The organism is Streptomyces sp. NPDC059909, assembly GCF_042730885.1.
GTDB lineage: Bacteria > Actinomycetota > Actinomycetes > Streptomycetales > Streptomycetaceae > Streptomyces.
Map to the genome: position 1 here is coordinate 77335 of NZ_JBHWKX010000031.1, position 17807 is coordinate 95141.

The 17807-nt window shown below is 71.1% G+C and carries 23 protein-coding genes, 1 pseudogene and 1 riboswitch; of the genes and pseudogenes, 14 read left to right on the plus strand and 10 right to left on the minus strand.

All coding sequences use genetic code 11. The features are described from left to right. Positions 1 to 576: 576 nt before the first annotated feature. The 6 genes from ACFV9O_RS21835 to ACFV9O_RS21860 form a co-directional block, all read right to left on the minus strand. Entirely contained in the window at positions 577 to 1989 is a 1413-nt protein-coding gene (locus ACFV9O_RS21835) for a phage/plasmid primase, P4 family (protein ID WP_385420308.1), read from the minus strand. Beyond that, positions 1986 to 2852 (minus strand): bifunctional DNA primase/polymerase, encoded by an 867-nt coding sequence (locus ACFV9O_RS21840; protein ID WP_385420310.1) that lies wholly within the window; start codon positions 2850 to 2852, stop codon positions 1986 to 1988. Before ACFV9O_RS21840 ends, ACFV9O_RS21835 begins: the two co-directional genes overlap by 4 nt. After that, positions 2849 to 3124, minus strand: coding sequence for a hypothetical protein (locus tag ACFV9O_RS21845; protein WP_385420311.1), 276 nt, complete (start codon positions 3122 to 3124; stop codon positions 2849 to 2851). The genes ACFV9O_RS21840 and ACFV9O_RS21845 overlap by 4 nt, the downstream gene beginning before the upstream one ends. Continuing rightward, positions 3121 to 3486 (minus strand): hypothetical protein, encoded by a 366-nt coding sequence (locus ACFV9O_RS21850; RefSeq protein ID WP_385420312.1) that lies wholly within the window; start codon positions 3484 to 3486, stop codon positions 3121 to 3123. The genes ACFV9O_RS21845 and ACFV9O_RS21850 overlap by 4 nt, the downstream gene beginning before the upstream one ends. 125 nt (positions 3487 to 3611) lie before the next feature. Then, on the minus strand, positions 3612 to 3821 hold the full coding sequence (locus ACFV9O_RS21855; protein WP_385420314.1) for a DNA-binding protein: 210 nt from the start codon (positions 3819 to 3821) through the stop codon (positions 3612 to 3614). Next, on the minus strand, positions 3818 to 4018 hold the full coding sequence (locus ACFV9O_RS21860; protein WP_385420315.1) for a helix-turn-helix transcriptional regulator: 201 nt from the start codon (positions 4016 to 4018) through the stop codon (positions 3818 to 3820). Before ACFV9O_RS21860 ends, ACFV9O_RS21855 begins: the two co-directional genes overlap by 4 nt. Positions 4019 to 4152: 134 nt before the next feature. Here ACFV9O_RS21860 and ACFV9O_RS21865 point away from each other — a divergent pair, with 134 nt between their 5' ends. The 6 genes from ACFV9O_RS21865 (at position 4153) to ACFV9O_RS21890 (ending at position 8645) form a co-directional block, all read left to right on the plus strand. Beyond that, positions 4153 to 4698 (plus strand): helix-turn-helix domain-containing protein, encoded by a 546-nt coding sequence (locus ACFV9O_RS21865; protein WP_385420317.1) that lies wholly within the window; start codon positions 4153 to 4155, stop codon positions 4696 to 4698. Then, positions 4691 to 5866: a tyrosine recombinase XerC gene (xerC, locus tag ACFV9O_RS21870; RefSeq protein WP_385420319.1), complete on the plus strand. Its 1176-nt coding sequence runs from the start codon at positions 4691 to 4693 to the stop codon at positions 5864 to 5866. Before ACFV9O_RS21865 ends, xerC begins: the two co-directional genes overlap by 8 nt. Positions 5867 to 6040: 174 nt before the next feature. Then, positions 6041 to 6676 carry an ATP-dependent Clp protease proteolytic subunit gene (locus tag ACFV9O_RS21875; protein ID WP_385420321.1) on the plus strand — a complete coding sequence of 212 codons (636 nt, stop codon included), beginning with the start codon at positions 6041 to 6043 and terminating at the stop codon, positions 6674 to 6676. A gap of 8 nt (positions 6677 to 6684) precedes the next feature. Continuing rightward, the gene (locus tag ACFV9O_RS21880) at positions 6685 to 6993 is read left to right on the plus strand and encodes a hypothetical protein (RefSeq protein ID WP_385420322.1); all 309 of its coding nucleotides are present in this window, start codon (positions 6685 to 6687) and stop codon (positions 6991 to 6993) included. A gap of 364 nt (positions 6994 to 7357) precedes the next feature. After that, positions 7358 to 7513, plus strand: a riboswitch (cyclic di-AMP (ydaO/yuaA leader). Positions 7514 to 7516: 3 nt separating this feature from the next. Beyond that, positions 7517 to 7993 (plus strand): C40 family peptidase, encoded by a 477-nt coding sequence (locus tag ACFV9O_RS21885; RefSeq protein WP_385420324.1) that lies wholly within the window; start codon positions 7517 to 7519, stop codon positions 7991 to 7993. A gap of 67 nt (positions 7994 to 8060) precedes the next feature. Continuing rightward, on the plus strand, positions 8061 to 8645 hold the full coding sequence (locus ACFV9O_RS21890) for a DUF6328 family protein (RefSeq protein WP_385420326.1): 585 nt from the start codon (positions 8061 to 8063) through the stop codon (positions 8643 to 8645). On the opposite strand, the pseudogene ACFV9O_RS21895 reads toward ACFV9O_RS21890, so the two are convergent. Beyond that, a pseudogene (locus ACFV9O_RS21895) lies at positions 8599 to 8782 on the minus strand (LysE family translocator); the annotation flags it as partial. The gene ACFV9O_RS21890 and the pseudogene ACFV9O_RS21895 overlap by 47 nt on opposite strands. Positions 8783 to 9124: 342 nt before the next feature. Further along, positions 9125 to 9556, minus strand: a complete 432-nt coding sequence (locus ACFV9O_RS21900; protein ID WP_385420328.1) for an ATP-binding protein — start codon at positions 9554 to 9556, stop codon at positions 9125 to 9127. Positions 9557 to 9847: 291 nt separating this feature from the next. Between ACFV9O_RS21900 and ACFV9O_RS21905 the strand changes: the two genes are divergently transcribed. Continuing rightward, a complete protein-coding gene (locus ACFV9O_RS21905; RefSeq protein ID WP_385420330.1) occupies positions 9848 to 10705 on the plus strand; it encodes a helix-turn-helix domain-containing protein in 858 nt (285 codons plus the stop codon). 13 nt (positions 10706 to 10718) lie between these two features. Beyond that, positions 10719 to 10952 (plus strand): DUF397 domain-containing protein, encoded by a 234-nt coding sequence (locus ACFV9O_RS21910; RefSeq protein WP_385420332.1) that lies wholly within the window; start codon positions 10719 to 10721, stop codon positions 10950 to 10952. Here the strand turns inward: ACFV9O_RS21910 and ACFV9O_RS21915 are convergent. Continuing rightward, a complete protein-coding gene (locus ACFV9O_RS21915; RefSeq protein ID WP_385420334.1) occupies positions 10918 to 12075 on the minus strand; it encodes an 8-amino-7-oxononanoate synthase in 1158 nt (385 codons plus the stop codon). The two genes, ACFV9O_RS21910 and ACFV9O_RS21915, sit on opposite strands and share 35 nt — an antisense overlap. A 145-nt stretch (positions 12076 to 12220) precedes the next feature. Here ACFV9O_RS21915 and bioB point away from each other — a divergent pair, with 145 nt between their 5' ends. From bioB to ACFV9O_RS21940, 5 genes are all read left to right on the plus strand, one after another. Next, positions 12221 to 13384: a biotin synthase BioB gene (bioB, locus tag ACFV9O_RS21920; RefSeq protein ID WP_385420336.1), complete on the plus strand. Its 1164-nt coding sequence runs from the start codon at positions 12221 to 12223 to the stop codon at positions 13382 to 13384. Continuing rightward, entirely contained in the window at positions 13377 to 14666 is a 1290-nt protein-coding gene (locus tag ACFV9O_RS21925) for an adenosylmethionine--8-amino-7-oxononanoate transaminase (RefSeq protein ID WP_385420338.1), read from the plus strand. Before bioB ends, ACFV9O_RS21925 begins: the two co-directional genes overlap by 8 nt. 205 nt (positions 14667 to 14871) lie before the next feature. Next, a complete protein-coding gene (bioD, locus tag ACFV9O_RS21930; protein WP_385420339.1) occupies positions 14872 to 15600 on the plus strand; it encodes a dethiobiotin synthase in 729 nt (242 codons plus the stop codon). Between the two features lie 5 nt (positions 15601 to 15605). After that, positions 15606 to 15950, plus strand: a complete 345-nt coding sequence (locus tag ACFV9O_RS21935) for a VOC family protein (RefSeq protein ID WP_385420341.1) — start codon at positions 15606 to 15608, stop codon at positions 15948 to 15950. Between the two features lie 60 nt (positions 15951 to 16010). Continuing rightward, the gene (locus tag ACFV9O_RS21940) at positions 16011 to 16709 is read left to right on the plus strand and encodes a class I SAM-dependent methyltransferase (protein WP_385420342.1); all 699 of its coding nucleotides are present in this window, start codon (positions 16011 to 16013) and stop codon (positions 16707 to 16709) included. Positions 16710 to 16736: 27 nt separating this feature from the next. On the opposite strand, the gene ACFV9O_RS21945 is transcribed toward ACFV9O_RS21940, so the two are convergent. After that, a complete protein-coding gene (locus ACFV9O_RS21945) occupies positions 16737 to 17288 on the minus strand; it encodes a hypothetical protein (protein ID WP_385420344.1) in 552 nt (183 codons plus the stop codon). 95 nt (positions 17289 to 17383) lie between these two features. On the opposite strand from ACFV9O_RS21945, the gene ACFV9O_RS21950 reads away from it, so the two are divergent. Next, positions 17384 to 17807, plus strand: a 424-nt coding sequence (locus tag ACFV9O_RS21950; RefSeq protein ID WP_385420346.1) for a DUF4277 domain-containing protein, incomplete at its 3' end; no start/stop codon positions are given.

Genomic DNA, 17807 nt, shown 5'->3' on the forward strand with positions numbered 1-17807 from the left:
ACGGCGACACGGCCGGCACACGCGCTCACCAGCGGGCAGCGACCCGGGGCCGCTCCACAGCAGGCGACCGCAGCCACCCGCACACGGCACGCTCGGCCTACTGGCCATGGCCGCACACCTCCATTCCTTGATCATCTGCTGGCATCTGACCCCGGGGGGATAAAAAAGAAAGCTGGGCGCGGGGCTGGGAAGGCGATCACCCAAAAACTGGGGCTGACCTGCGGCGATGCTCCGATCTCGGAGGTGATCGACGTGTGGTCTCATTGCGGCCTCGTTGGTGGTCGTGTTGCCCAGACGAGCTCACATGCCTTGTCGGTGCATTGGACGAGGAGGTGTGGCCGGCGGTCGAGGGTGGTGGTGCCGACCTGCTTTGCGTTGCGTCGGGCGCGGCAGGCGGGGCAGTGCAGGTTGTGCAGTGGGGGCTTGCCACGGAGTGCGCGCTGGTGCGCCATCAGTGCTCCTCCTTCGCGATGTTGGGCTCGGAGTGGTGGGTTGTGGTGGGTTTTCCGAAACTCTCCATACGCGCGCTCATGGGCGATTACCGGGAGACCCACCACAACCCACCACTTCCGCAGGTCAGGGGCTTTCGCCTTCCTCGTCGCCAGTGAGTACAAGGCCGAGCCAGACGGCCCCGACGTTGCGCTGCTTCTTCTCGTATCCGCGGGCCTTCATTGAGGCTGCGAAGCCGACCTCGCTGCCGACTTCCTCGGCCTTGATGCCGGTGTCGTGGCACCACTTGGACCAGGCGCCGTAGAGCTCTCGTGCTCGGACGTAGCCGTGCGGGGTGGAGATGGTCCGCTCGTCGAGGAACCTGCCGAGGGCGTCGCTCGCGGCCTGGTACTCCTGCGTGCGCACGCGCACCGCCTCGGGCGGCTTCAGCCCCTGCTGCTCGTAGTCGAGCCAGCCTTGATAGACCCAGGCGAGGACGGCGCCCGCAGCTGCTCGGAGACGGCCGGGGAGTCCGCTGTCGCGCTCGTCTTCGGGGATGACGACGTCGAACGGGACGACGAGGATGCGGCGCCAGACCGCCGGGTCGTCGCCAGAGACGGCGGGCAGATGGTTGGTAAGCATGATCAAGGTGTGCGATGGGTCAAAGGTGATCGGGTTCCTGTGCATTAGGTTCGCCTCGATCGGGTCGCCGCCGACGAGCCGCTTCATCGTGGCCTCGGAGAACCGCCGGCCCTTCTCCGTCTCGGAGCAGAACGCCAGACGCGCGCCGCGCAGGCGCATCTTGAACGCGCCGTGCCGCTCGTGCTTGGACTCCATGAGCATGGCTGGGTCGATCTCGATGGCGTAGTCGCCGAACGCGGCCATGAGGGCGTCGCGCAGGGTGCCTTTACCGTTGGCGCCCGTGCCGGTGAAGATCGGCATCACGTGCTCGGTGACTTTGCCGAGCATGGCGTTGCCGCACAGCCGTTGGACGAATGCGCGCACTTCCTCGTCGGGCAGGATGCGCTTCAGGAAGGCTTCCCATTCGGTGTTCGGCTCGCTGTCGAGGGCTCCCCCGGCAAGCTTCGTGATCAGGTCGTCCCGGTCGTTCTCGCGCACCGTGCCGGTCAGGAGGTTCACGGTGCCTGCGGGGGTGTTGAACAGATAGGGGTCGGCGTCAAGCGACTTGGACGCTGTCGACATCGGGTCCAGCGCTGCCGCGATCTTCAGCATGCCCTCGATGCCCGAGGCGGACTCGGACTTGCGGGCGTCGGCGTACAGCTCGTCACGGTCCTTTCCGTCGAGGCCGTCGAGTTCGCGCAGCGCGGTCTTGACGGTGGCGACGGCGGCCTGAATGTCGGCGCGCTGCTCGTCGGCCGCCCACCGCGCGCCGTCCCACTGGTGCCAGCCGATGCCGTGGACGTGGCGAAGGGCCTCGGCATGCTCCTCAAGGAACCGTTCTGCCATGCGGAGCTGCCCGCGGTGCCGCGGTGGGCGGGCAGGCTCTTCGATGCCGCGGTTGCGGAGGATGTCCGCGGCCTGGTCGTTCTGGTCGTTCAACGGGTGCCTCCGGCGCGTCGGTACGCGGAGGCGATGGTGGTGCGTGCCTCCGTCTCGGTGAGTCCTGTGTGGGTGGCCGCGTCAACGAGGGCGCCAGCGATCGCGCGGACGTCGGTTCCGCCTCGCTGCGCCTGCTCGAAGGCTCGGTTGGCCGCCCAGTAGAGGGCGGAATTGCGGTTGCCCGGGTGGGCGCCCAGTACGGTGCGGATCAGGCCCGCGAGGGAGCCGTCGTGCTGGCGGTCGCGTGCTCTACCCGGCCGAGGCTGGGGCACGGTCGCGGTCGTGGGTGCCTGAAGCGCGGTGAGCAGCCAGGCCGGCGCGGGCACCGGGGGCTGCTCCGGGTCGTCGAGTTCGTAGATGACGCCGGTGGCGTGTACGGAGCCGGGCCCGATGACGTAGCCGCGGCTGCCGCGTACGTCGCCGTCGAACTTGCCGCGCAGCTGCCCGAGCCCGTTGCCGAGCTCCAGCGCGGCGGGCGCCCAGTAGTAGTCATGGGCGCCCTTGGCGGTGGTGACGCGCATGGTCGCGGTGTGCCGGTAGCCGTACGCGGCGGCGGTGTCCTCGATGGCTCCGGGCCGGTCGCTGTCGACGACAAGGAGCCGCGCGCCGCCCGGGCCCGGGGCACAGGCCCCGATGGCCACGCCGACGTTGCGCAGCTCCCCACCGAACGTCCGCTTCACCTGGTCCTCGTCGAGGGTATGAGCGCGGGTGAACGCCGCGCAGGGATGTTTGCCGCGGTCCTCGCATGTGGCGGGGTTGTGGCCGCGGCCGATGCCGGCGCACTGCTCCAACCCGGGGTGGTCGGTGGGGAAGACGGCGAAGCCGTGGCGTACGAGCCACAGGGCGCCGTCGAGCGGGGTCACTTGTCCCCCGGTGCGGGTTCGAGCCAGTAGCCGCCGAGGCGGCCGTCGGCGCAGTGCGCGGCGCGGTGGCCGTAGGAGGGGCGCAGCTGGTCGCCGCCGCCGTGGGTGTGGCCCTGGCCGCACAGGGGGCAGTTCTCGACGACGAGGACCCAGTAGCGGCCGAAGGCTCCGCGGGCGGCGTACGCGCGGCAGTACGCGATGGGTGACGGGCGCGGGCCGCCCCGCCCGGCCGGAGCCGTGGCGGGGTGGCGGCTGATGGTGCGGCCGGTCACGCGCGGGCCTTCGCCATGAGATCGAGCAGCTGGTCCGGGCTGATGCGGCGGTCGTCGAACACGACGGTGACGCGCCTGTTGGCGTCCGTCGTGATGCGGACGGGGTCCTCATCCACCGGGAGGTCGGCGATGATCGTGCGGCCGAGTTCGGTTATGGCGGCGACGCGGGCGTCGGCGTACTGGCCGTGGAAGGCGGTGAGCAGGCCCTCGGCCTTCGCGCGGGTGGTCTGCATCGGGTCGTAGGCGACGCGGAGGACGTCTCCGAAGCGCTTGTAGATGAGGTGGACGCGGGGGTCGAGTTCGGCCTCTTCGAAGAGCGCTGCCGGGGTCACCCTTGCTGCGTCGGGGGGCTGTGCCATCATGGCGCTATCCGTTTCTGTCGTTGAAGCCCTGGGTCGCTGGCGAGCGAATGAGCCCGGGGCTTCGGCGTTGCTGGGATCGGGTGAGGCCTCCAGCGGGATTGCCGTCCTGCTGGGGGCCGCTGTGGTTAGGCGCCTTCCAGGACCGCGACCAGCGAGGCCGTGATGACTCGCTGGCGGGATCCGAGGGGCAGAACCCGGACGGGCGCCTCGCCGCGCTTCACCAGTTCGTAGAGGTGGGCCTTGTTGATGCCGAGCGCGCGGGCGGCGTCGGGGACGCCGACGGTGGCCGGCCACTTGCGGACCTCTGCGAGCGTCGGAACTGGCTTGGTCCTCATGCGACGCCAGCCGGAACGGTTTGCGCGGCCAGCCACGCCTCGAAGGCAGACCGGCGATACATCACGCGGCCAGCCCGCGTGCTGCTGGTCTTGATGTAGGCAGGGCCGATTCCGGACCATCGCCAATTGGCGAGCGTCTGCCGGGGCAGTCCGTACTCGTCTTCGATCTGCACGGGCGTCAGCAGTTCGTCGGACACGTGATCACGCTTCCCTCTTTCTCGGAGCATGTGTTGCACGTTAGCACCATCTGCTGTTAGATGGCACCATGACGCAGATGGTAGCGGAAAAGAGCGGGCATACAAGGGCTCCCTTGTTGCTTACGCTGCTTCCCATGACTCAGCAGCAGCGCGGCCGCCGCGCGATCGAGGTGGGCCCCACCGGCAGGACCGTCGCCAGCAACCTGGAGCGGCTCCGAAAGCGCACGGGGGTGACCACCCGCCAGCTCTCGGCAGCCCTTGAGAAGGCCGGCCGCCTCATCCCCGCTTCGGGGATTACTCGCATGGAGAAGGGCGAGCGGGTGGTAACGGCGGATGACCTGGCAGCGCTGGCCAGCGTGTTCGGCGTGTCGCCATCGTCGCTACTGCTGCCGCTCACCGACGAGCCGACGGACCCTGTCGAGGTCACCGGGGCCGGCACCATGTCCGCGGCCGACGCGTGGCGCTGGGCGCACGGTGAGCGGCCGCTCAAGCTCACCGCAGGCAAGGAGCAGACCCAGATGCTCGAGCATCAGCTGTATGGCCTGCCGCAGTGGCTGCGCCCGCTGAGCAGGGACGTCGCCACGATCCACGCCCAACTGCGCGAGGCGGGGGTCCCGATCGACAAGTGGCTGCGCGAGCAGGGACTCATCGAGCCACCCGAGGGTGGCAGTGATGGCTGATCCGATCAAGAAGGTAACGCTGCGGGACGGGTCGACCCGCTATCGGTTCGTCATCGACGTGGGCCGCGACGCGGACGGGAAGCGCAAGCAGCTGACCGTGACCCGCGATACCAAGGCGGAGGCCAAGGCTGAGCTTGCACGGCTGCAGCACGAACGGCGTACCGGGCAGCTGATCCTCCCCAGCAAGATGACCGTGGGAGGCCTGCTCGACCTGTACATGGAGCACAAGCGGATCGAGGTGGAGGAGTCCACGCTCGTCGGCTACCGCAACGCCCTGGTGCACGTGTACGAGCACCTCGGGCATATCCGGCTCCAGGAGCTCACCGAGGACCACGTAGAGGACTTCGTGTCCTGGCTGCTTGTCGGCGCACGGCGGCGCGGCGGGGAGAAGGGCACCGGGCTGCGGACGACGACCGCTGACGGCGTCCTCGGCCGCCTGCGGGCCGCGCTGCGACTGGCCGTACGCAAGCGCCTCGTGGCCCGGAACGTGGCCGAGTACGTCACGGTGCCTCGCATGGCCCGGAAGGCCGACAAGCGGGAGAACCAGCGGGCGAAGCCGTGGAACGTCAGCGAGGTGCAGCAGTTCGTCGTCGGCATCCGCGACGACCGCCTGTTCGCCCCGCTGCTGCTCGGCTTGATGGGGCTGCGGCCGGCGGAGGTCGCCGGGCTGCGGTGGGACGACATCGACTTCACCGCGGGCACGCTCGACGTGGCGAACACGCGAACGATGATCGGCAACATCCGGGTGCTGGAGAAGGACACCAAGTCCGAGGCCGGGGAGCGGACGCTCCCGCTGCCCGAGCCGGTGCGCCTGGCCCTGCTGCAGTCGCAGGTGGTGCAGGAGGCCGAGCGGGCCGCGATGGGCTCGTACTACCTGGAGTCGGGGTACGTGTTCGTCGACCTGCTCGGGCAGGCCATGAGCACGCGCCAGCTGCGGGAGCACGCCTACTCGCTGATGGCGAAGCTCGGCCTGCGGAAGGTGCGCCTGTACGACGCCCGGCACTCGTGCCTGACGTTCCTGGCGACGAACGGGGTCTCTGACACGATCCTCGCCGCGTGGGGCCGGGCACACGAACGCGAGCTTCACGAAGCGCGTGTACGTCCACCCGACGGCCGCCGATATGGGCGAGGCCGTGATCCATCTGAACGCTCTTCTGGGCGTCGGTGAGGAGGCGCGACAGACCCCAACGTGAGAAACCGTGAGATGTTCGCTCTCAGCGAGCGAGCAGAACCGCCCCTGACCTGGCAACTCTCCTCAGGCCGTAGAACATGCTCCCCATCATAACGGCCTGTACGTCCTGTACATTTTTTACAGAGATTCGCGCACGAGGAGAGGTACGCCATGCACCGACCTTCCGCCCGCTACGTTCTGCCGGAGCTCACCGAGCGCACCAGCGCAGGCCTCCGCACGCTCGACCCGTACTCGAAGCTGCTGGAGGAGCGGATCATCTTTCTCGGCACGACCGTCGACGACACCTCGGCCAACGACGTCATCGCCCAGTTCCTGTACCTCGAGTACGCCGCCCCCGACCAGGACATCAACCTCTACATCAACTCCCCCGGCGGCCCCATCAGCGCGATGACGTCGGTCTACGACACGATGCAGGTGGTGACCTGCGACGTTGCGACGACGTGCCTGGGCCAGGCCGCCTCCACCGCCGCCGTACTGCTCGCCGCCGGCACGCCCGGCAAACGGATGGCCCTGCCCGGCGCCCGGGTCTTCGTCCAGCAGCCCGCCCTCCCCGAGCCCCTCCAGGGTCAGCCGACGGATCTCGGCATCCAGGCACAGGAGTTGCTGCGGCTGCGCGACCAGATCTCCGCCATGCTGGTGCGCCACACGGGCCGGAGCGCCGAACGTATCGCCGCCGACATCGAACGCGACACTGTGTTCGACGCGGCCGGGGCGAAGGAGTACGGCCTGGTCGATCACATCGTCAAGAACCGCAAGACGTCGGCCGCTTCGCACGGGGAACGGTGAACCGGCCCGTGCTGCCTCCGGAACTGCCCCCGCTGCCCGCACTGACCCGCGCCGAGAGCGAGTTCATCGACCGCTATCTCGAAGTCGTCGACCAGCTGGGACGGATCAATCCGGCCAGGGGGGCCCACACGTACGGCGCCCTCCGCGCCGCCCAGGCCCTGGCCGCACGGGCGATCGCCCTGCGGGACGCCCTCGCGCTGATGCACGCCCGAGGCGAGAGCGAGCTGCACGCACCCACATTGGCCCGCGCCCTGCGGGTGTTGGACGGGGAGCGGAGGACCGCGCGAATCACGGTCCCGCCGGAGTCTGTGAGTTGAGCGGGGCGGCCCCGCGCCGGTACGGAACGCGCCACGGGAGGGCCAGGGACGTACGAGTGGGTGTCGCCCATCCGGAGTAGTCGCGGCTTCAACTTTTGTGCGCGACAAGTTGCGCGGCGGGATGGGCCATCTGGCTGAATGGCGCGTTCCGTTGCTGGTACAGCGCTCGTCATGCGACCACTCGTGATGGGCCGAACGGCTTGGTCCACTCGATTGGATCAGTGGTGAGGAGCCTCACATATCGTCGTTTCGACTCGGAAATCGGGCAGTTCGTGCGTCAAGATCCCTGGGACGACAAGCCCCCGCCACCGCGGCGGGGCGGTCCGGGCGGACGCCGAGTCCTGCCGCCGCACCGGATGCCTGGTCGACATGAGTGCTTCGGCAGGAGTGGAGGACCCGAGCAGTACGGTCCGGCCGCCCACCGTGGCCGGTCCTCGGGGTGAAGCCGCTGCGGCGGCCGGGCGTCTTCGCAGGTCCGAACCCGACAGGTCATCCTTCACAGGCGGCTGACGAAGGGTTGCGCATGACTGCGCAGACACATTGTCCGTCCCTGCTCTCCCGGACGGGTGCCGTCTCGGCTCTCACTCTCGCCGCCGTCGGCGGCTCCCTGCTGGTCCCTGGCGGCGCTTCGGAGGCCCACGCGGCGTCGGCCCACGCGCTGAAGGCCCTCAAGGTGGCCGCGTCCAAGAGGGGCGCGCCGTACCGGTGGGGGGCCACGGGCCCGTACCGGTTCGACTGCTCGGGACTCACGCTCTACTCGTACAAGAAGGCGGGAAAGAGGCTGCCGCGCACGGCGCAGGCCCAGTACAACCGCACCCGCCACATCTCGGCCTCCCGCCGGCAGGTCGGTGACCTGGTGTTCTTCCGCTCCGGCGGATACGTGTACCACGTCGGCATCTACGCGGGCGGCGGGAGGATCTGGCACTCCCCCAAGACCGGCTCCGTCGTGAAGCTGAGCAAGATCTGGACCAAGAGCGTCCGGTACGGACGCGTCCGCTGACCGGCCGGGGTCAGCCGGTCGGACCAGTCGGTGGCATGTTCCGCGGGGCACGGGCTACTCGTACGGTATGCCCGACGACGAGAGCCCCGGCGCCCCGCGGAACAACGACGCGGGGCGGAACGACGACGCACAGCGCAACGACCCGCATGACGCCGCCGCGCGCCGTGAGACCGAGGCGGAGCGCGCCGACCGCAACTTCATCGAGCTGCTGCAGGAGCTGCGGGTCATCCAGACGGGCGTGCAGATCCTGTTCGCCTTCCTCCTCACCCTGGCCTTCACGGCCAGGTTCCCCAGCCTCGACTCGTTCCAGCGCGGCACGTACGTGACTACACTGCTACTCGCCGTGGTGGCCGCGGCGCTCTTCACCGCGCCCGCCGCACTGCACCGCGGTCTCTTCCGCAGAGGCGCCAAGGAGGAGATCGTGCTGGTCTCGTCACGGCTGGCCGGCATCGGCATGGCGGTGCTCGCCCTGGCGCTGACCTCCGCGGTGCTGCTGGTCGTCGACGTCGTGCACGGCACGCCGGAAGGGATCGTGGCCGCTGCCGCGACGCTGCTCGTCTGCGCCGGGCTCTGGGCCGTGCTGCCCTGGGCCGTCCGGCGGAGGCTCAATGGTCGGGAGGAGCGGTCACCAGGGTCAGGCCGAGGGCGGTGAGTGCACCGCCGCTGACCCCCCTCCACGGTCCGTGCAGTACGCGGGCGGCGCAGCCACCGGCCCAGCCGGTACACGAGCAGCGCCACGAGCGGGAACCGGACCAGCGCGAGCACGATCGTGGCCGGCAGCAGGATGCGATGCAGCACGGCCGCGCCGTCCGGCACAGGTGCAGCGGGCTACGAGTCGGGCGCTGCGCGCCCTGCTCCGCACGGGATTCGCCCGCGCGACGCCGGACACCCCCTGCCGCCTGCGGGGCCCTGCCCGGGCCCGCGGGCCAGTTCCCGCACTGCGGCAAGACCCCGGACCCCTCGTGTGGCTACGCCCCCTGGCCCCCGCCGGGGCTCTGCCCCGGGCCCCGCTCCTCAATCGCCGGAGGGGCTTGATCGTTGGGACGTCGCCCCGGCCCCGCGCTTCGAGGGCCGACGGGGCTCACCCTGAGCCCGTCCGCAGGGCACAGGGGCCCACAGCGGCGGACTCCGTCATGGGAGGGTCGGCGCGGTCCAGGGCAGCGCGATCCAGACGGTCTTGCCGCCCTCCGCAGTCGGGGTCACGGAGAGCTCTCCCCCGCACTCGGTGGTGAGCCAGCGGATGATCACCATCCCGCGCCCGTTGTCCTGCTGGACGGCCGCCGGCAGCCGCTGCGGCCAGCGCGGATGGCTGTCGGTGACCCCGATGCGCAGCTGCTCGTCGCGCTCGAGCCGGACGTTCACGGTGAAGGTGGGCGACTGTCCGAAGGTGTGCTGCACGGCGTTGGTGGCGAGTTCGGAGACGATCAGCCGGACGGTGTCGGCCGTTTCCGCCTCACCGGGGAGGCCCCAGTCGGTGAGGACGCCGGTGACGTATCTCCGCGCGGCGGAGACCGAGGCGGGATCGCTCGGCAGAGTGACGGAGGCTTCCTGGTGGTCTGCCATGGCGAGCTGTCCCTTTCCCACCGGGGCCGGACGCCGGCACGTGGCGACACGTGGCGGAAGGTGCGCCGGAGCGGCCTCGGACTGCGCTTCGCGCCAGACTGCCACCGTTGATGACGCAGTTGGTGGCGATCCACCAAGATATGCATATATCTGTCGCTCAAAGCGGTGAACTCTGCGACGTGAGAACGCATTTGGGCGCACACTGGGTGGCTGCCGTTTCGGTGGCCGCTCCGCCGGACGGCTCGGCATGGTCCGGAAAAGGGGCCCGAGTACCGGAAGGAGGCGGCGGGCATGCGGCACGGTCCCGCGGTGCGTCGGCGCAAACTCGGCGAGGAGCTGCGCGGCCTGCGTCTCGGCGCGGGCCTCACCAGCCGGGAGGCCGCCGGGCTCGTGGGGTGGCACCAGTCGAAGGTGAGCCGGGTGGAGACCGGTACGAGCGGTGTGAGACCGGACGATGTGGTGCGGCTGCTCGACGCGTACGGCGTCACCGACGCCCGGCTGCGCGAACTGCTCGAGACGCTCGCGGGCTCGGCGGGTGGCGGGGGCACCGGCTGGTGGCACGCCTATCGCGGGGTGATCCCGCCCCAGTACCGGGACTTCATCAGCCTGGAGTCGCAGGCGAGCTCCGCGCGCACCCTGGAGACCTCGGTGGTGCCGGGGCTGTTTCAGACCCCGGACTACGCACGGGCGGTGACCCGTTCCGCGCTGGACGGGGCGCCGGCGGCGACCGTGGACTCACTGGTGGAGGTGCGGCTCGCCCGTCAGGAAGTGCTGCGTGCGGAGCGTCCGCTGGAGTTCAGCGCGGTCCTGGACGAGGCGGTGCTGCGGCGCCAGGTCGGCGGGCCGCGGGTGATGCGCGGGCAGCTGGCGCGGGTGCTGGAGCTGGCCCAACTCCCCCATGTACGGCTGCAGGTGTTGCCCTTCTCGACGGGCGGCTATGCGGGCCTCACCGGACCTTTCGTTATCTTCTCCTTCCCGACCACTTCTGATCTGGACGTGGTTGTTCTTGACCATCTGACGAGTAGCCTCTATCTCGAGCGGAAAGAAGACCTCGAGGCGTACGGCGCCGCGTTCCGCACCATGCAGGCGCATGCCCTCTCGTTCGAGAACTCGTTGGATCTCATCGCCGGGATCGGTGACGGCGCGTAGGGAAGGCACACACATGTCTGCTCACCACGCACGGATACGCACCCCATGGCGGCGCAGCAGCCGCAGTGTCGGCATGAACAACTGCGTCGAGACGGCCTGTTACGCGGACGGCGCGCTGGCCGTGCGCGACTCCAAGAACGTCCGGCTGCCACACCTGCGTTTCTCTCCGCAGGCGTGGACGGGCTTCGTGCGCTCCCTGGACACCGCCGGGTTCAGCGGGGCGGAGCCGTCCGCAGGATCACGCTGACGGCCGTCTCGATCTGCCGTTCCGTGAGGTCGGCGCGCGCGGTGAGCCGGATCCGCGAGATCCCGTCCGGCACCGACGGCGGCCTGAAGCAGCCGACGGCCAGCCCCTCGGCCCTGCAGTCCGCGGCCCACCGCACGGCCGACTCCGGCGACGGCGCCTGTACGGAGACGACCGCCGCGTCCGGACGGGCCGCGGTCAGCCCGGCCGCGGTCAGCCGCTCGTGGAGCGTGGTCGCGACGGCGCGGGCCCGGTCGGCGAGTCCGGGCTCACGGCGCAGCAGCCGCAGGCTCGCCAGGGCCGCTCCCGCGGCGGCCGGGGCGAGACCGGTGTCGAAGATGAACGTCCGCGCGGCGTTGACGAGGTGGTCGATGACCCGCACCGGGCCGAGGACGGCACCGCCCTGGCTGCCCAGTGACTTCGAGAGCGTCAGCGTGGCGACGACGCCCGTGGCCCCCGCGAGCCCGGCGGCGTGCAAAGCTCCCCTGCCCCCGTCGCCGAGCACCCCGAAGCCGTGCGCGTCGTCGACGACCAGGGCGGCCCCGTACGCACGGCAGGCCTCGGCGAGACCGGTCAGCGGGGCGGCGTCGCCGTCCACCGAGAAGACCGAGTCGGAGACGACGAGAGCCCGCCGCCCGGGGTGTGCGTCGAGCGTCTTGCGCACGGCCTCGGGGTCGGCGTGCGGCACCACCGCGGTCTCGGCCCGCGCGAGCCGGCAGCCGTCGACGATCGAGGCGTGGTTGCCCGCGTCCGAGACGATCAGGGAGCCGTGCGCACTGAGCGCGGTGAGCGCGGCGAGGTTCGCGGCGTACCCGGAGGAGAACACCAGGGCGGCCTCGAAGCCGCAGAACCCGGCCAGTTCACGCTCCAGTTCCGCGTGCAGCTCGGTGCTGCCGGTGACCAGCCGGGAACCGGTGGCCCCGGCGCCCCAGCGCCGGGCCGCGCCGGCCGCCGCCTCGGTGATCTCCGGGCGGTGGGTGAGGCCGAGGTAGTCGTTGCTCGCGAGATCGAGCACGGTGGCGTCGGCGGGGCGCGGCCGGAGTGTCCGTACGAGACCGGCGTCCGCCCTGAGGCGTGCCGCGTCGGCGGTCCACTCGAACGGATCCTGGGGCGGGGACTGAGACATGACGGTCCGGTCCTTTTGTAGGCAGCGAACAGACCCTAGCCCGGGACAGCAAAGGTCAGAGTGTGGCCATGCACACACCTCATTCCGCGCGTGTTGTCGAGTTCCTCCTTGGCCCGAGGGTGTCCGGTAGGCAAGGATCTGCGCCATGGACCTCCTGAACACGCTGGTGGACAAGGGCCTGCGGCGCGAGCTGCCGACCCGCGAAGAAGCACTCGCCGTCCTGGCGACCTCCGACGACGATCTGCTCGAAGTGGTGGCCGCGGCCGGAAAGGTACGCCGTCAGTGGTTCGGACGGCGGGTGAAGCTGAACTATCTGGTCAATCTGAAGTCCGGACTGTGCCCGGAGGACTGCTCCTACTGTTCCCAGCGGCTGGGCTCCAAGGCGGAGATCCTCAAGTACACCTGGCTGAAGCCGGACGAGGCGTCGAAGGCGGCGGCCGCGGGGGTCGCGGGCGGCGCGAAGCGCGTCTGCCTCGTCGCGAGCGGGCGTGGACCGACGGACCGGGACGTCGACCGGGTGTCGCAGACCATCGAGGCGATCAAGGATCAGAACGAGGGTGTCGAGGTGTGCGCCTGCCTCGGTCTGCTCTCCGACGGACAGGCGGAGCGGCTGCGGGCCGCCGGCGCCGACGCGTACAACCACAACCTCAACACGTCCGAGGGGACGTACGGGGACATCACGACCACGCACACGTACGCCGACCGGGTGGACACCGTCCAGAAGGCGCACGCCGCCGGCCTGTCGGCGTGCTCGGGTCTGATCGCGGGCATGGGCGAGAGCGACGAGGACCTCGTCGACGTGGTCTTCGCGCTGCGCGAACTGGACCCCGACTCGGTGCCGGTGAACTTCCTGATCCCGTTCGAGGGCACGCCGCTCGCCAAGGAGTGGAACCTCACGCCGCAGCGGGCGCTGCGGATCCTCGCCATGGTGCGGTTCGTCTGCCCGGACGTGGAGGTACGGCTGGCGGGCGGCCGCGAGGTGCATCTGCGCACGCTCCAGCCGCTGGCACTGCACCTCGCCAACTCGATCTTCCTCGGCGACTATCTGACCAGTGAGGGCCAGGCAGGCAAGACGGACCTCGAGATGATCGCGGACGCGGGCTTCGAGGTCGAGGGCGCGGACACGACGACGCTGCCGGAGCACCGCGTGGACGCGGCCGCCGCGGGCGGCTGCGGTTCGCACGGGGGCGGCGGCTGCGAGCCGTGCGGAGACACCGCGCCGGAGACCGCGACCTCCTCCGGGGCGCGCCCCGACCTGGTGGCGGTACGCCGCCGCGGCGCCGGGACGGACCTCGCGCCCAATGCGTAGCTCCACCGCGCGCGAGCTCGTGGCCCTGGACCGGGCCCACGTCTGGCACCCGTACGGCCCGATGCCCGGCCGTACGGGCCCGCTGGTCGTGGAGTCCGCGTCCGGGGTACGGCTCCGGCTCGCCGAACCGGCCCACGGGCAGAGTGAGTTGGTCGACGGCATGTCGTCGTGGTGGTCCGCTGTCCACGGCTACAACCACCCCGTGCTCAACGAGGCGGCGCGCGGACAGCTGGACCGTATGAGCCATGTGATGTTCGGCGGCCTCACCCACGAGCCCGCCGTCCGGCTCGCCACGCGGCTGGTCGAGATCACCCCCGAGCCGCTGCAGCACGTCTTCCTCTGCGACTCGGGCTCGGTGTCCGTCGAGGTCGCGGTGAAGATGTGCCTGCAGTACTGGCGCTCGGTGGGCCGTCCGGCCAAGCAGCGGCTGCTGACCTGGCGCGGCGGCTACCACGGGGACACCTGGCAGCCGATGTCGGTCTGCGACCCCGAGGGCGGCATGCACGAGCTGTGGTCGGGGGTGCTGCCGCGGCAGATCTTCGCGGACGCGCCGCCAGCCGCGTACGAGGAGAGGTACGCGGACCATCTGCGCGCGCTCGTCGAGCGGCACGCGGACGAGCTGGCCGCGGTGATCGTGGAGCCGGTGGTGCAGGGAGCGGGCGGGATGCGCTTCCACTCCCCCGCGTATCTGCGGGTGCTCCGGGAGGCGTGCGACGCGCACGGCGTGCTGCTCGTCCTCGACGAGATCGCCACCGGCTTCGGCCGCACGGGCACACTCTTCGCGGCGGAGCACGCGGATGTGTCGCCCGATGTCCTGTGCCTCGGCAAGGCGTTGACCGGCGGCTATCTGACGATGGCGGCGACACTCTGCACGGGCCGGGTCGCGGACGGGATCTCGAAGGGCGAGGTTCCGGTCCTGGCCCACGGGCCGACGTTCATGGGGAACCCGCTGGCGGCGGCGGTGGCGTGCGCCTCGATCGACCTGCTGCTCGGCCAGGACTGGGCGCAGGAGGTCAAACGCCTGGAGACGGGCCTGCGGGACGGCCTCGCGGAGGCCGCGTCGCTGCCCGGGGTGCGGGACGTCCGTGTCCTCGGCGGCATCGGGGTCGTCCAGCTGGACCACGCCGTGGACATGGCCGCGGCCACGGAAGCGGCCGTCCGCGAGGGCGTCTGGCTCCGCCCGTTCCGCGATCTGGTGTACACGATGCCCCCGTACGTGACCGGCGACGACGACCTCGCCCGCATCACCCGCGCGGTGTGCGCAGCCGCGGCATCGGGGTGAGGCTCAGGGGCTGGGCCCCGGGTTCCCCCGTACCGCCGGGTGGGCCCGGATGTCCGTCCTCACACGCCGGAATTAGCTTGGTGTGAGACGCCGGGCGGGCTCCGAAGGAGCCTCGCCGGCGATTGAGGCGCGGGAGCGCCGCGCAGCGGCCCCGCCCCCACCCATCCCCGCACAGCACGGCAACAGCACAACCGCAAGGAGCAGCATGCCCATCGTCGTCGTCACCGGCACCGGCACCGAGATCGGGAAGACCGTCGTCACCGCGGCCGTCGCCGCCGCGGCCGCCGCGCAGGGGCGGACGGTCGCCGTGCTGAAGCCCGCGCAGACCGGGCTGGCGGCCGGGGAGGCCGGCGATGCCCAGGAGGCCGCGCGGCTCGCCGGGAGCGGGGTGACCGGGGTGGAACTCGCCCGGTTCCCCGAGCCGTTGGCGCCGGCGACGGCCGCGCGGAGGGCGGGTATGCCGCCCGTGGCGCCTCAGGCCGTGGCCGAGGCCGCTGAGAAGCTCGCCGCGGAGCACGACCTCGTCCTGGTCGAGGGCGCCGGCGGCCTCCTCGTCCGGTTCGACGACGCGGGCGGCACCCTCGCCGAGTCCGCCCGCCTGCTCCGCGCCCCCGTACTGGTCGTGGCCCCGCCCGGACTGGGGACGTTGAACATGACCGCGCTCACCGCCGAGGCCCTGCGCGCGCGCTCGCTGGAGCCACTGGGCGTCGTCGTGGGCAGCTGGCCCGCCGTGCCCGGTCTCGCGGCGCGCTGCAATCTCGCCGATCTGCCGGAGGCTGCGGGCGCCCCCCTGCTGGGCGTCGTGCCGGAGGGGTCGGGCTCGCTGCCGGCCGCCGCGTTCCGTACGGCGGCGCCACACTGGCTCGCCCCCGCGCTCGGCGGGGTCTGGAACGCCGATGCCTTCGCGCAGGCCTTCGCCGCGGCCGTAGGCTGACCGCCATGCGAGCACGAGTCGACGAGATCGTCTTCGACTGCGCCGAGCCCGCGGCTCTGGCCCGCTTCTGGGCCGGTCTGCTCGGCGGCGAGGCGTGGGTCCGGGACGCCGGCTGGGCGTACGTCGATCCGCCCGGGTTCGTACGCGTCGCCTTCCAGCGCGTACCGGAGGGCAAGGCCGTCAAGAACCGGCTCCATCTGGACCTGGACGCCGGCGACATCGACGCCGCGGCCGGCGAGGCCGTAGCGCTCGGCGCGACACAGGTCGGCGGGATCGTCCGCGACGACCAGGGCCGTTTCCAGGTGATGCGGGACCCGGAGGGCAACGAGTTCTGTTTTGTCAGTGACTGACGGCTGATCCGGGCGCTCCGGGGGGACAATCACCGTATCGCTCGTCGGAGGAGGCCCACGATGCCGTTGCGCCGTTCGAGTGTCCCCCGGGACGCCGTCCACCACCCTGTCTTCGCCCGCTTCTACGCACGCATCAGCGTGACCGCTGACACGAAGGGCGGGATCGCCGCGTACCGTGAGGAGCTGCTGTCCGGTCTGTCGGGCCGGGTGATCGAGATCGGGGCGGGCAACGGGCTGAACTTCGCCCACTATCCCGCCGCCGTCTCCGAGGTGGTCGCGATCGAACCGGAGCGCACCCTGCGCCGGTTGGCGGCGACCGCGGCGCTCCACGCCGACGTGCCCGTCGACGTGGTGCCGGGTGCGGCCGAGGCGCTGCCGGTCAAGAGCGAGGCGTTCGACGGGGCCGTCGTGTCCCTGGTGCTGTGCACGGTACGGGACGTGCCGCGGGCGCTGTCCGAGATCAAGCGGGTGCTGCGTCCGGGCGGCGAGCTGCGCTTCTTCGAGCACGGTCTGGCGCCGGGCCGGGCGATGGCCGGGACCCAGCGGGCCCTGGACCGTACGGTGTGGCCGTGGCTGTTCGGCGGCTGCCACACGGCCCGTGACCCGATCGCCGCCCTGGAGGCGGCCGGCTTCGACATCGGCGAGTACCGCAGACTGCGCATTCCGGAGAAGGGGCCTCAACTGCCCTCGTCCTTCGCGGTGCTGGGAGTGGCGCGCCGGCCGTTCGTGGCCGACGCGCCGACACGGGACGTGCCCTAGTCGCCCCGGGGGCGTCCCCCGCCTGCTTCAGCGCCGGTCGTCGTCGCCGCGGCCGCCGTCCTCGCCCTGGTCACCCTGCTCCAGCTCGTCGGCGAACGCCCGCAGCGCGTCGGCCAGTTCGCGCTTCGTCGGCAGCTGGTCGACCTTCTCGTTCAGCTCGTCGATCCGCCGGGCCAGGTCGTCGAGGTCGGCGGGGGTGCTGGGGGACGGGTCCGGGGACCCGGTCGGCGTGGGATCGGTCGGCGTGGGCGTCTGTGTGGGGTCCGGTCCGCCGTCGGTGCCGCTCGCCGTGCCACCGTCGGCCACGCCCACGGTGCCGCCGTCGGACCCGTCCGTCGTGCCACCGTCGCTCGTCCCGCCGCCGTCGGTACCACCGCCGTCCGTACCGCCGCTGACTCCGCCCGTCGTTCCGCCCGAGTCCGGCGGCGTGGTCGTCTCGTCGACGACGACACGAGCGCTCGGCCGCCCCTCCGGTCCGCTCGCCGCGATAGCTCCGCTGATGCCCAGTACCGCGATCGCCGCCGCCCCGGCGACCGCAAGCGCCATCCGTCTCGTACGCGTGTTCTGTGTAGTGGCCATGAGGCGCAACCTAGTCCTGTCTTTCGCAGGTCCTTCGTCGAGGTGGTTCTGCGTCGGGGTGGTGTCCGGGGTGGGGCTGGAGCGTTGTAGGTGGCGTGCCCGTCTTCACTGGTCCGGCCCGCTCCCGGGTCCACCGTCCCCGCGCCGAGCTTCTGATCACTTCAGTGGTGGAGAAGCGGCTGGGCTCTCTGCCCGCGTCCGCGCAGTTCCTGCGCCGTCTGGACGTCGCCGGGATCATCGACGGGCTGTGCCCGATGCGGCCCGACATCGCCCACATCAGCCACGGGCAGGTCATCGAGGCGCTGATCGCCAACCGGCTTTCCTCGCCCACCCCGATGTTCCGGGTTGACCGGTGGGCCCGGCAGTGGGCTGTGGATGAGGTCTTCGGCATCACCCCCGAGTACCTCAACGACGACCGGATCGGCCGTGCCCTGGACGCCATCGCCCCGCAACTGGCCCAGATCAGCGGCAGTGTCGGCGCCAAGGCGATCGCCGAGTTCGGCATCGACACCACCCGCT

Excerpts from the sequence above, each read along its gene's own strand:
- ACFV9O_RS21850 (WP_385420312.1), bottom strand. The coding sequence starts at position 3,486 with ATGATGGCACAGCCCCCCGACGCAGCAAGGGTGACCCCGGCAGCGCTC.
- ACFV9O_RS21855 (WP_385420314.1), bottom strand. The coding sequence starts at position 3,821 with ATGAGGACCAAGCCAGTTCCGACGCTCGCAGAGGTCCGCAAGTGGCCG.
- ACFV9O_RS21865 (WP_385420317.1), top strand. The coding sequence starts at position 4,153 with ATGACTCAGCAGCAGCGCGGCCGCCGCGCGATCGAGGTGGGCCCCACC.
- xerC (WP_385420319.1), top strand. The coding sequence starts at position 4,691 with ATGGCTGATCCGATCAAGAAGGTAACGCTGCGGGACGGGTCGACCCGC.
- ACFV9O_RS21875 (WP_385420321.1), top strand. The coding sequence starts at position 6,041 with ATGCACCGACCTTCCGCCCGCTACGTTCTGCCGGAGCTCACCGAGCGC.
- ACFV9O_RS21885 (WP_385420324.1), top strand. The coding sequence starts at position 7,517 with ATGACTGCGCAGACACATTGTCCGTCCCTGCTCTCCCGGACGGGTGCC.
- ACFV9O_RS21890 (WP_385420326.1), top strand. The coding sequence starts at position 8,061 with ATGCCCGACGACGAGAGCCCCGGCGCCCCGCGGAACAACGACGCGGGG.
- ACFV9O_RS21900 (WP_385420328.1), bottom strand. The coding sequence starts at position 9,556 with ATGGCAGACCACCAGGAAGCCTCCGTCACTCTGCCGAGCGATCCCGCC.
- ACFV9O_RS21905 (WP_385420330.1), top strand. The coding sequence starts at position 9,848 with ATGCGGCACGGTCCCGCGGTGCGTCGGCGCAAACTCGGCGAGGAGCTG.
- ACFV9O_RS21910 (WP_385420332.1), top strand. The coding sequence starts at position 10,719 with ATGTCTGCTCACCACGCACGGATACGCACCCCATGGCGGCGCAGCAGC.
- ACFV9O_RS21915 (WP_385420334.1), bottom strand. The coding sequence starts at position 12,075 with ATGTCTCAGTCCCCGCCCCAGGATCCGTTCGAGTGGACCGCCGACGCG.
- bioB (WP_385420336.1), top strand. The coding sequence starts at position 12,221 with ATGGACCTCCTGAACACGCTGGTGGACAAGGGCCTGCGGCGCGAGCTG.
- ACFV9O_RS21925 (WP_385420338.1), top strand. The coding sequence starts at position 13,377 with ATGCGTAGCTCCACCGCGCGCGAGCTCGTGGCCCTGGACCGGGCCCAC.
- bioD (WP_385420339.1), top strand. The coding sequence starts at position 14,872 with ATGCCCATCGTCGTCGTCACCGGCACCGGCACCGAGATCGGGAAGACC.
- ACFV9O_RS21935 (WP_385420341.1), top strand. The coding sequence starts at position 15,606 with ATGCGAGCACGAGTCGACGAGATCGTCTTCGACTGCGCCGAGCCCGCG.
- ACFV9O_RS21940 (WP_385420342.1), top strand. The coding sequence starts at position 16,011 with ATGCCGTTGCGCCGTTCGAGTGTCCCCCGGGACGCCGTCCACCACCCT.
- ACFV9O_RS21945 (WP_385420344.1), bottom strand. The coding sequence starts at position 17,288 with ATGGCCACTACACAGAACACGCGTACGAGACGGATGGCGCTTGCGGTC.